The sequence below is a fragment of the Pseudocolwellia agarivorans genome (assembly GCF_002000085.1).
Classification (GTDB): Bacteria; Pseudomonadota; Gammaproteobacteria; order Enterobacterales; family Alteromonadaceae; genus Pseudocolwellia; species Pseudocolwellia agarivorans.
The window spans coordinates 311,564-323,634 of record NZ_MUZU01000003.1 but is presented as its reverse complement, the minus strand read 5'-3'; the positions used below and the strand labels follow the sequence as shown (position 1 = coordinate 323,634).

10 protein-coding genes and 1 riboswitch are annotated in these 12,071 nt (G+C 38.2%); of the genes, 5 read left to right on the top strand and 5 right to left on the bottom strand.

All coding sequences use genetic code 11. The annotated features are described in order from the left end of the window. Positions 1-21: 21 nt before the first annotated feature. From B0X80_RS07090 to B0X80_RS07075, 4 genes are read right to left on the bottom strand one after another with little or no spacing between them, the layout of a single operon-like run. Positions 22-609 (bottom strand): HutD/Ves family protein, encoded by a 588-nt coding sequence (locus B0X80_RS07090; protein WP_077339135.1) that lies wholly within the window; start codon positions 607-609, stop codon positions 22-24. A gap of 19 nt (positions 610-628) precedes the next feature. After that, positions 629-1,495 carry an S-formylglutathione hydrolase gene (gene fghA, locus B0X80_RS07085; protein ID WP_425439692.1) on the bottom strand — a complete coding sequence of 289 codons (867 nt, stop codon included), beginning with the start codon at positions 1,493-1,495 and terminating at the stop codon, positions 629-631. Position 1,496: 1 nt separating this feature from the next. Continuing rightward, positions 1,497-2,630: an S-(hydroxymethyl)glutathione dehydrogenase/class III alcohol dehydrogenase gene (locus B0X80_RS07080; protein ID WP_077339134.1), complete on the bottom strand. Its 1,134-nt coding sequence runs from the start codon at positions 2,628-2,630 to the stop codon at positions 1,497-1,499. A gap of 47 nt (positions 2,631-2,677) precedes the next feature. Beyond that, positions 2,678-4,351 carry a M1 family metallopeptidase gene (locus B0X80_RS07075; protein WP_077339133.1) on the bottom strand — a complete coding sequence of 558 codons (1,674 nt, stop codon included), beginning with the start codon at positions 4,349-4,351 and terminating at the stop codon, positions 2,678-2,680. A 141-nt stretch (positions 4,352-4,492) separates the two neighbouring features. After that, a riboswitch (TPP riboswitch) is annotated at positions 4,493-4,591 on the top strand. A gap of 97 nt (positions 4,592-4,688) precedes the next feature. On the opposite strand from B0X80_RS07075, the gene thiC reads away from it, so the two are divergent. The 5 genes from thiC to thiE all read left to right on the top strand — a co-directional run bounded on the left by thiC (position 4,689) and on the right by thiE (position 10,715). Further along, the gene (thiC, locus tag B0X80_RS07070) at positions 4,689-6,665 is read left to right on the top strand and encodes a phosphomethylpyrimidine synthase ThiC (RefSeq protein ID WP_077339132.1); all 1,977 of its coding nucleotides are present in this window, start codon (positions 4,689-4,691) and stop codon (positions 6,663-6,665) included. 8 nt (positions 6,666-6,673) lie between these two features. Next, a complete protein-coding gene (locus B0X80_RS07065; protein WP_245825409.1) occupies positions 6,674-7,846 on the top strand; it encodes an FAD-dependent oxidoreductase in 1,173 nt (390 codons plus the stop codon). 32 nt (positions 7,847-7,878) lie between these two features. Next, positions 7,879-8,103, top strand: a complete 225-nt coding sequence (gene thiS / locus B0X80_RS07060; protein ID WP_076417568.1) for a sulfur carrier protein ThiS — start codon at positions 7,879-7,881, stop codon at positions 8,101-8,103. Positions 8,104-8,120: 17 nt separating this feature from the next. After that, a complete protein-coding gene (locus B0X80_RS07055; protein ID WP_077339131.1) occupies positions 8,121-8,921 on the top strand; it encodes a thiazole synthase in 801 nt (266 codons plus the stop codon). Positions 8,922-9,158: 237 nt separating this feature from the next. After that, complete coding sequence (gene thiE / locus B0X80_RS07050) at positions 9,159-10,715, top strand: thiamine phosphate synthase (RefSeq protein ID WP_077339130.1); 1,557 nt, start codon at positions 9,159-9,161, stop codon at positions 10,713-10,715. A 46-nt stretch (positions 10,716-10,761) separates the two neighbouring features. Here the strand turns inward: thiE and B0X80_RS07045 are convergent, their stop codons facing one another. Then, positions 10,762-11,859 carry a PQQ-dependent sugar dehydrogenase gene (locus B0X80_RS07045; protein WP_077339129.1) on the bottom strand — a complete coding sequence of 366 codons (1,098 nt, stop codon included), beginning with the start codon at positions 11,857-11,859 and terminating at the stop codon, positions 10,762-10,764. Positions 11,860-12,071: the final 212 nt, after the last annotated feature.

The following is a 12,071-nucleotide window of genomic DNA, read 5'->3' as shown; positions in this document are numbered from 1 at the left end:
TTTTATGAAGTAAGTGTGACTTTATTGTTGGTATAAATAAACCACAATTAAATGTGTGCCTGTTAGGCTCGCGAAGATATTGTTTTGAGTTTGGCAGATCGGCTGTATTTTTAATAAGTGACCCGCAGGTAAACTAATCACTTCTTTTGTATCACTAATGATCAACTCAGCATCACGATATAAACTGTAAACAAAACATAAATCGGCTTTTTCTAGCGGATAATCAACCAGTTTATGTTTAGCTATTACGTTTGTATTAAAACGTTTAGTACGGGTAATAATATTAAAATCTGTAATATCGCCTGAATGTAAATTACCCACGGTTTTATCGCCACCGTTAAAGGTAGCCATATCGAGCAGGTTACTTAATTTGTCTATTTTACTGTCGTTGTGTTGTAAGTTAATACCGTTACCCTCTATTAAAATTAGGTTGCGGGTGTAGCCAGTAAAGTTTGAAAATAGTCCATCTTCAACCACATTGGCTATACTTAAACGCCAATCGAAATTATCTAATATTCCCCCTGGATTAATCGCCAGTTCAGTGGTTTCACCTAAGCCGTTTTTCCACGGAACTGTTTTAAATTGTTTAGGGGAAATAATTTCTATCACATGTTTCTCAGTAAACTAATTAATTGAAGTATTTAGCATGAAAACGTAAATGTTCCTCAATAAAACTGGCGATAAAAAAGTAGCTGTGGTCATAACCCTCATGCTGATTTAGCATCAGGTCGTAGTTAACACTTTTCGCTGCTACTAATAAATTTTCAGGTTTAAGCTGTTCAACTAAAAAATTATCAGCTAAGCCTTGCTCAATTAACATGGGTAAGTGTTGTGCTGATTTTTTGATGAGTTCACATGTGTCGTATTCTCGCCAAGCTTCTACATTGTCACCTAAGTATGCTGTTAAGGCTTTTTGACCCCAAGGACAGTCAATAGGGTTAACAATAGGGCTAAAAGCAGATACTGATGAATAGCGCGATGGGTTTTTAAGTGCAATAGTTAATGCGCCATGGCCGCCCATTGAATGTCCGCTAATGGCTCGCTGGTTTGAAACAGGAAAATTAGCTTCAATTAAATCAGGCAACTCGTTTACCACGTAATCATACATTTGGTAATGATCCGCCCAAGGTGCTTGGGTTGCATTTACATAAAAACCAGCACCTTGTCCTAAATCGTAGCCTTCATCATTGGCGACATCTTCGCCACGCGGGCTAGTGTCCGGACATACAATTGCCATGCCTAATTCGGCGGCAATACGTTGCGCTCCGGCTTTTTGTACAAAGTTTTCATCAGTACAGGTTAAGCCTGAAAGCCAGTATAAAACAGGAACTTTATCGGTTTCGCTGGCTTGAGGTGGCAAGTAAATAGCAAATTGCATAACACAGTTTGTTGTACTTGATTGATGGGTAAACTGTTGCTGTTTACCTTCAAAAATTTTAGCTTCGCTTACTTTTGTTAAAGTAGAATTAGTTAACATAATTTTATTTTCAGCCATTTTATTTATGATCAAAGTGAATTACGCTGCGAATACTCTTACCTTCATGCATTAAATCAAAAGCATCGTTAATGTCTTCAAGCGACATAGTATGAGTAATAAAGTCGTCTAACTTAAATTCGCCCGCTAAGTAACGCTCTACATATTCAGGTAATTCAGTGCGGCCTTTAACCCCACCAAATGCTGTACCACGCCATACTCGACCAGTTACTAATTGGAACGGGCGGGTTGAAATTTCTTTACCTGCACCCGCTACACCAATAATAACCGACTCGCCCCAACCTTTATGGCAACACTCAAGAGCTGAGCGCATAATGTCTACATTACCAATACATTCAAATGAGTAATCTACGCCGCCATCGGTTAACTCTACAATAACGTCTTGAATTGGTTTGTCGTGATCCTTCGGGTTAATACAATCCGTTGCGCCTAGTTTCTTAGCAAGTTCAAATTTACTTTCGTTAATGTCTATAACAATAATGCGTGAAGCTTTTGCCATAGTTGCGCCAATAACGGCTGAAAGACCAATACCACCTAAACCGAAAATAGCAACCGTGTCGCCTTCTTCAACTTTAGCGGTATTCATTACTGCGCCCATGCCTGTAGTAACGCCACAACCTAATAAACATACTTCTTCAAGTGGTGCTTTAGGGTTTACTTTAGCGAGTGATATTTCAGGTAAAACGGTGTACTCAGAAAACGTTGAACAGCCCATGTAATGATAAATAGGTTGGCCATCTTTATAAAAACGGGTAGTGCCATCTGGCATTAAACCTTTACCTTGCGTTTCACGTATTTGCTGACATAAGTTGGTTTTACCTGACAAACAAAACTTACACTCGCGGCACTCAGGTGTGTAAAGTGGAATAACATGATCGCCAACCGCAACGCTCGTTACGCCTTCACCAACTTGTTCAACAATACCACCGCCTTCATGACCTAAAATAGCAGGAAAAATGCCTTCTGGATCTTCACCCGAAAGGGTAAATGCGTCGGTATGACAAACACCTGAAGCGATAATTTTAACTAATACTTCGCCTTTTCGTGGCAGCATTACATCCACTTCTTCAATACTTAGCGGTTGGTTTGGACCCCATGCGATAGCGGCTTTTGATTTAATAAATTGGTCTGTCATGCTTGATACCTTTCACGGTTAAATTTTTTAAAGTGTAGAGTTTAAATCTAATGATTGCCTAATATGTTTAATGTATTCACATAAAAATTAGGGTCTATGGTAATGGATGGATTAACTTCTGTTAATTCAATTTCAGCCCACTCTGGCGTAGGCGTGATCCATTTTTCTTTGTTATTAATAAATATTTTAACAGGCATAGTAAAATCTTTAACCACGTTACTCCATTTTATTTTTAATATTTTATTTTTAACAAAAAACTCAAAGGTAGGAATTCGTACATCTCGTAAAAATTGGTCAAATACTTTAGAAAAATCGTGGCCAGTATGCTCGTTAATATAATGTTCTACTTGTTGAGTAGTCACCGTTTTATGGAAAAATTCTTTATTCAAACCGCGTAATAGATTACGCCAAGTGGTATCGTTATTCACGATTTGTCGAATGGTATGTAACATATTGGCGCCTTTGTCGTACATATCGCTAGAACCTTCTTGGTGAATATTATACTGGCCAATAATTGGGCTCGTATTTTGAATATTCATTCGTTGGCCCCTGACATATTCAGAAGCTTTTTCTTTGCCAAAATGGTATTCAACAAACAGGTTTTCTGAATAGCTCGTAAAGCTTTCATGTATCCACATGTCGGCAATATCAACACTGGTAATATTATTGGCAAACCATTCGTGTCCTGTTTCATGCACAATAATAAAATCAAACAGTAAGCCAACACCTGTTTGGCTACGATCTGAACCTAAATAACCGTTTTTATAACCATTGCCATAAGTCACTGAACTTTGATGTTCCATACCTAAATAGGGCGCTTCAACTAGCTTGTAGCTATCTTCATAAAAAGGATAAGGGCCAAACCAATATTCGAGTGCTTCAATGGTGCGTTTGGCTTCTTTAAATTGCTGTTTTGCTTTGGTTAAATTATCGCGTAAAACATAATAATTCATATCAAGCTTGCCGTTTTCGCCTTGGTAAGTTTCATTAAAATTAACGTAATCGCCAATATTAATATTTACCCCGTAGTTGTTGATTGGATTGGTAACCTGCCAGTAGTAGGTTTTCGTTTTAGCGGTTTTGTTATGTTCAATTTTGATTAAGCGACCGTTGGATACATCAAACAAATGTTCAGGTACTTCCACACTCATCAACACGCCGTTATCAGGTTCGTCGTATGCATGATCTTTATTCGGCCACCAGATACTTGCGCCTAAACCTTGGCAAGATGAAGCAATGAAATCGATATCGTTTTCGTCTTTATTCCATGTGATTCCGCCATCCCAAGGTGCTTTTACAGCTTCTTTCGGTATACCTGAAAAATGCATGACGACTGCATATTCTTTACCTATTTCGGCATTAGGCTGAGTATTAATAAAATATGAATAACCTTGTTGAGTAAAGGTTAAAGCTTGGCCATTTTGTGTGACTTTTTCTAATATCAAAGGTTGCTGAAGTTCTATTTGCAGAGGTTTTTGTTGGCTTAACACACGATACTTCATGGTGTTAGTACCTGAAATAGACTTACTTACAGGATCAACTTTAATATTAAGATGATAATGAGTTAAATCCCACCACGCGCGTTCTGGTGTAATTGAACCACGTAAAATATCTTGTTGTGAAACTTCATCGGTAGCAGAAAAAAGTTGTTTGGCGAAAGCTTGTGGTGCTAAGAGTAAAATAAAAACGATCAGCGAGCTCAATAGAGTAGTTATTGTCATAGTTGTTACATATCAGTTGTTATCCTTTAAAGATAATATCAACGATATTGGGCATTACAACACCATAACCGTTGAAATAACATTTGCGTGCGCTTAAGTGTTCACGTTAGAATCATGCTGCGTTTAGCTTAGGCTAACGTAGAAAACTTGTCGGAGTGCCAAAGGGCTGAGATCGCGAAAGCGGGAACCGTAGAACCTGATTAGATTAACATCTGCGAAGGGAACAAGTACAAACATCGAGTATCTATTGCTTGGTGTTTCACTCGTTTATACCAAAAATATACCCAATACAGCTCCGCCTATTTTTTATTGATTACAATTAAATCAGGTGAGAGAAATGACAACAGAAAATAAACCACAAACCAGACGCGAAAAACGTGAAGCTGCTGAAGCTTTTCTAAAAAACGTGTCAGACCAATCGTTTCCTAATTCAAAAAAAGTGTATGTGCCAGGCAAAATTCACGATATTAAAGTGGGGATGCGTGAAATTACCTTAACCGATACCTTATTACCCGGTAGCCCTAAAGATAACCCTCAATACGAAAAAAATGCACCTTTATGTGTGTACGACACCTCAGGTTTTTATACGGATGAAAACGTAGAAATTGATGTACACAAAGGTATTCCGCGTTTACGTGAAAGTTGGATTGAAGGTCGTAACGACGTTGAAGTACTTGATTCAAAAACATCGGTTTATACCCAGCAACGTTTAGCTGACGAAGGCTTAGACCATCTACGTTTTGAGCATTTACCTAAAGTACTGCGTGCTAAAAAGGGTAAAAACGTTTCGCAAATGCATTACGCCAAACAAGGTATTATCACGCCAGAAATGGAATACATCGCCATTCGTGAAAACCTCAAGCGTGAAGAAGTTAAAGACGAAATGTTACTGCAACAGCACAAAGGTCAGTCTTTTGGTGCTAGCATTCCCGAGCAAATTACCCCTGAATTTGTACGTGATGAAGTGGCTCGTGGTCGCGCAATTATTCCTGTAAATATTAACCACCCTGAATGTGAACCTATGATTATTGGTCGTAACTTTTTAATTAAAGTAAACGCCAACATTGGTAACTCAGCGGTAACTTCTTCCATTGAAGAGGAAGTTGAAAAGCTGGTTTGGTCAGCTAAATGGGGCGCTGACACCGTAATGGATTTATCAACAGGGCGTAACATTCATGAAACTCGTGAGTGGATTTTACGTAACTCGCCAGTACCAATTGGCACCGTACCTATTTACCAAGCGTTAGAAAAAGTAAACGGTGTAGCTGAAGACTTAACGTGGGAAATTTTCCGCGATACCTTAATTGAACAAGCTGAGCAGGGTGTTGATTACTTTACTATTCATGCCGGCGTATTATTACGTTACGTACCTATGACGGCTAAACGTGTAACAGGTATTGTTTCGCGCGGTGGTTCTATCATGGCTAAATGGTGTTTAGCGCATCATAAAGAAAACTTTTTATACACTCACTTTGAAGACATTTGTGAAATTTTAAAACAGTACGATGTTTCATTCTCGTTAGGCGATGGTTTACGTCCCGGTTCGGTGGCAGACGCTAACGACGAAGCACAATTTGCTGAACTACATACGCTAGGCGAATTAACTAAAATCGCTTGGAAGCATGATGTTCAAACCATTATTGAAGGTCCAGGTCACGTGCCATTGCACATGATAAAAGCCAACATGGAAGAGCAACTTGAACACTGTGGCGAAGCGCCATTTTATACCTTAGGCCCATTAACGACTGATATTGCACCGGGGTACGACCACATTACTTCTGGTATTGGTGCGGCTAACATTGGTTGGTATGGCTGTGCCATGCTGTGTTATGTAACACCTAAAGAGCATTTAGGTTTACCCAATAAAGACGATGTAAAAGAAGGTTTAATTACCTACAAAATAGCGGCTCATGCTGGCGATTTAGCGAAAGGTCATCCGGGTGCTCAAATTCGTGATAATGCGATGAGTAAAGCGCGTTTTGAATTCCGTTGGTACGATCAATTCAATATAGGTTTAGACCCTGAAACAGCTAAGTCTTACCACGATGAAACCTTACCGCAAGAATCAGGAAAAGTAGCTCACTTTTGTTCAATGTGTGGTCCTAAATTCTGTTCAATGAAAATATCTCAAGAAGTGCGTGATTACGCCGCTGATTTAGAGTCAGGTCAGAAGATTGAAATTCAATTATTAGATGAAACAATAGTATTAGACGCATCGGCAGAAGCCCAATCTGAAGTAGAAAAGGGCATGGCAGAAAAATCAGCTGAATTTAAAGCCACAGGTAGTGAAATTTACCACCCAGCTAAAGCGTAATAATTTTTGTGAACATCAATATAGCCATTATTGGCGCTGGCTTAATGGGAAGACTTATAGCCCTGTCGTTAACACGACAAGGTTATAAGCCAACCTTGATAGACAAAGACGATACCAATGCACGCAATAGTGCAGCTTACGCGGCGGCTGGATTACTTACGCCACTAGGTGAAGCTATGCATTGTGAGCCTAATATTGTTGAAATGGGCATGGAATCTCTTAAGTTGTGGCCAGAATTATTAACCACACTTAACGGTGAAAGCTTTTTTCAGCAAGATGGAGCTATTATGGTCAGCCACACCCAAGACCAAGGTGATTACTTACATTTTGCTCGTTACATAAAAGAGCATTACCCACAGCATCACGTCAATAGCCTTAATCGTTCACAACTTGAAGCACTTGAACCTGATATTGGCAGGGCTTTTAACCAAGCATTGTTTTTACCAGAAGAAGGGCAGATAGATAATCGTAAATTATTGATTGCATTAGCTACTGAGCTTGAACAAGCAGATATACAATGGCTGAGTAATACCGAGGTTGTTGAAATTATCTCGAATATTGAAAATACTCAGGTGAGTTATAAAGGCCTTGATGTCGAACCATTAAATAATGGATGTGTTACGCAAACATTTGATCTAGTGATTGATTGTCGAGGCACAGGTGCTAAGCCAGTTAAAAATCTAACGGATAACAAGCAAAGTACCTTATCTGACTTACGTGCAGTACGAGGTGAAGTCTTTCGACTTTATGCGCCTAACGTTAATATTTCTCGACCGATTAGGTTAATGCACCCAAGGTATCAGCTTTATATTGCACCTAAAGGTGATGGCCATTTTGCCGTTGGTGCGACTGAAATTGAAAGTGATGATATGTCGCCCATGACAGTACGTTCAGCTATGGAATTATTAAGCGCAGCTTATAGTGTTCATGCTGGTTTTGCTGAAGCCCATATAGAGCAAAGCATTAGTCAATGCCGACCTGCTTTTAGTCATAATCAGCCGCAAATTATTGTGAATAATCAAACAGTACACGTGAATGGTTTATACCGACATGGCTATTTAATTAGCCCTGTGGTGTTAGCTCAAGTAAACGAGTTGATTAATTTGCATCATAGTAGTGGCTCTTTAAAGCATAGTGACTACTCGCATTTTAAGTATTCACATTTATTGCCCATAAGCTAGAGTCCTCCTTCAAAATAAGAGTATTAATTAAGATGAATGTTTTTATAAATGGTAAAAATTTTACTATTGCTCATTCAGATAACCAGCATGAATGTGTTATCAACCAAGCATTGCAGCAGTTTTTAAATGAAGATCAGCAACAAACCACTTTTGCAGTTGCACTAAATAGCGATTTTGTTGGCAGAGCTGATTATGACAACACTCCGATAAAAGATGGCGATAGTATTGATGTACTATTTCCCATTCAAGGCGGTTAACGCGAAGGGATAAATTTATGTCATTAACAATTTACGGACAACAATTAGATAGTCGCTTACTGATTGGTAGTGCGCTGTATTCTTCACCCCAAGTAATGAAAGAGGCTATTTTAGCCAGTGGTTCGCAAGTGGTTACTTTGTCGTTAAAAAGACAAAATCCAGCTGACAACTCAGGCGCTAAAATTTGGCAATACATACAAGATATTGTTACCCAAACTAACGGATTTTTATTACCGAATACGGCCGGCTGTAAAAATGCTAAAGAAGCCATAACACTCGCCCGAATGAGCCAAGAAATATTTAATACCGATTGGATAAAACTTGAAGTTATTGGCGACGATTACAATTTACAGCCAGATCCCATCGAATTATTAAAAGCAACTGAGCAGCTGATTTCTGAAGGCTTTAAAGTTTTACCGTATTGCACCGATGATTTGGTGCTTTGCCAAAGGCTGAGTGATTTAGGTTGTGAGGTGGTTATGCCTTGGGCCTCGCCAATAGGAACAGGTAAAGGATTGATGAATCCTTATAACCTTGAAACTATACGTTTGCGCTTACCTAATACCACGCTGATTTTAGATGCTGGTATTGGTAAACCGTCTGACGCATGTTTGGCCATGGAAATGGGTTACGACGGAGTTTTACTTAATAGTGCAGTAGCCTTGGCGGATGATCCTGTGGTTATGGCGAAAGCTTTTGCATTGGCATTACAAGCGGGAGAGTTTGGGTATTCAGGTGGAACTATGCCTGAGCGGCAAACGGCACACCCATCAACGCCCACGTTAGATACGCCGTTTTGGCACCAAAATGAAGCATAGAAACTTTGTTGTTCGCACTGTAGTAGCGATAAATATGTTTATTTAGTTAATTAAATTTTGAATGTTAGCTTTGTTCTGGTGCAAAAGAGACTCAGTCTTAAGCTATACCATGGTAATAAATAATTGACTATTTTATTGGCTCACTACTTGCTAAATCAATACATCAAATAGAGTGATATTTTTATTATAAACATTAAATAACCCGAGTTCGGGTTAAATAATTTGAGAGTTGAATATATGACGACATCCAATAAACCGATTGTTTGGACTATCTCTGGTAGCGATTGCTCTGGTGGCGCTGGAATTGCCGCTGACATTAAAACAGGTCATGCGCTTGGGGTAGATGTTTGTCATTTAAGTACCGCGAATACTGTTCAAAACTCTCAAACCTTGCTGTCGGTTAATCCTGTTGATGTAGATATTTTAGCGCAGCAAGCACAATTATTATTAAACGATAAAATGCCGAATGTGATCAAAATAGGTTTACTGGCGAATATTGAACAAGTTGTTTGGTTAACTGATTTTTTAATGACGTTAAAGCAACATCATCATTCAATCAAAGTCGTTTATGATCCTGTAGGCCATGCATCGGTAGGAGGTAAGTTTTCTAATGTATCTGTGGCTGAGCTTACACCATTATTAAACCTTATCGACGTTATTACGCCTAATAGTCAAGAAGCACAATGGTTAGCCTGTTTAGATCACGACAACATAAAAAGCTTAGCTGAATGTATTATTAGCTTAGGCGTTAATTCGGTCATTATAAAAGGTGGTCATCCATTAACCAAGTGTGTACCAACTAATATTTCTTGTTTTGATTACTGCCTACATACTTTAACAGATGACGACTCAAGCAAAATGAGTCAAGACGAAACCATCGAATACGGTTTACGTTCAATTAAAATTGATACTGATTATAGCCATGGCGGTGGTTGTAGTTTTGCCAGCGCATTAGCTGCTTTTATTGCTCATGGTCATTTGGTGCGAGATGCCTTTACTTTGGCGAAGGCCTTTATTAATCAAGGTTTAAGTAAAAATAAAGGCAAACATGATCATTATGGCGCGTTTGAACAAACAACTTGGCCAGTGCAAAAAAAATATTTCCCCGTAGTGTCATCAGCGACTAACGACAAATATTGTGAACTTAGCGCATTTAAATCGTTAGATTTTACCCGCGATCCAAATAATGTAGGCGAAAAAAAATTAGGTTTATATCCTGTTATAGATTCGCTTTATTGGCTAGAGCGCTTGTTACCTTTGGGTTTACATATTATTCAGCTCCGTGTAAAAAATAAAACTGAAGCCGAGTTAGATGTAATTATTGCTGAAGCAGTCGCATTAGCAAAAAATTATCCTGATACTCGCTTATTTATTAACGACTACTGGCAGTTGGCAATAAAACATGGTGCTTATGGTGTGCATATTGGCCAAGAAGACTTACAAACCACGCCACTTGATCAAATACATAAAGCAGGAATACGTTTAGGAATTAGTACCCATGGTTGCTACGAATTTTTATTAGCACAACAGTTAAAACCGTCGTACTTGGCAATTGGCGCTATTTATCCAACTAAAACTAAAAACATGACAGGACAAATTCAAGGCGTTGAAAATCTTGTAGATATTTTAGCGCTAAGCACTGACATTCCAGTTGTTGCAATTGGTGGTATTAATCATGAAAGAGCGCCTGAAGTTTTAGCTACAGGCGTCGACAGTATTGCGGTGGTTAGTGCTATTACAGAAGCGGAAAATCCTGAAGCATCCGTTGCTTTATTTCAACAAATGCTAGAGTAACCTTAAATAGCTAAGTATCTATTTGTAGTGCCTAAAGCGTCGATTTTTAAGGTACAAGTTGATAGATGACACCTTTACCAAATTCAGCCATGTAAATTTCACCGTTTGCATCTAATGCAAAGGCTGAAATATTCCCTTGGTTCGACATTAACTTAGTAGGTGATGAGAAAGAAGGGTACTTAACACGCCAAATATTTCCTGAAACGAAGTCACCATAAATATAATGATCTTTCAGCTCAGTATTTATTTCACCTTGATAAACATAACCACCAGTAATTGATTGACCCTGAGTACGTTCATATTCTAATTTCGGTAAAGTTAAGCCGATAGCATCACAATTATTTTTAGGTTTGAAGCAATGGCTAGCCTCCATAATATTCCAACCTAAATTCTGACCTTTTTCCACAATTGAAATTTCTTCATATTTATACTGCCCAACATCTGCGGCAATTAATACACCTTGATAAAATGAAAAGCGCCATGGATTTCGTAAACCATAAGCCCAAATTTCAGGCTCGAAGTTGGATTGTTTCACGAAAGGATTATCTTGCGGAATACGATAAGGAATATTGTCAGGTGTGTTGATATCTATACGTAGCATATTACCTAACAGGGTTTGAGTATTTTGACTATGCCCTTTAGGATCACCAGCTGAGCCGCCATCACCCATACCAATATATAAATAACCATCAGGGCCGAAAGCAATTTGACCTCCATTATGATTACCGTATGGCTGACTTATTTCTAGAATGATTTTTTCATTAGCTAAGCTGTAGTTTTTTCCTGACTTATTAAGTAAAAACCTTGAAACACGTGTTCTACGTTCACCTTTGTTAGGAAAGTAATTAACAAAAAGGAAGTTATTTTTAGGCTCATCCTCGCTATAAGAAGGATGAAATGCTAACCCTAAAAGCCCCATCTCAGAACCACTTTTTACATCAAAATCATGTACTAAATGCTTATTTTTATTTGATAAATTGGTGAAGGTTAGTTGTCCTTCTTTACCTGCAACGAGTAATTGCTCAGTTGAATTAGGGAAAAATTTTATATCTGTAGGTTGATCTAAATTAGTTACTTGTTCTTTTAACTGTACCGCTTGGCTTGCGAAAGAGGCTAATAGGATGATAAAAATACTTAATTTCATTGTATTTCTTCAATTATATGTAATGTTAAATTTGATATTACATATAAAAAAATAATAATAAAGTACGTTTTGTTTTAAATGATCAAACTACATATTCTTTATCATATACCCGTTACCATTCAAGATGCAGGTTTCAGTGGGAACTAAAAACAATTTAAGCACAGATTTTACGTTCCAAACAAAATCTAAGTACATACATCCATGTATGCAAG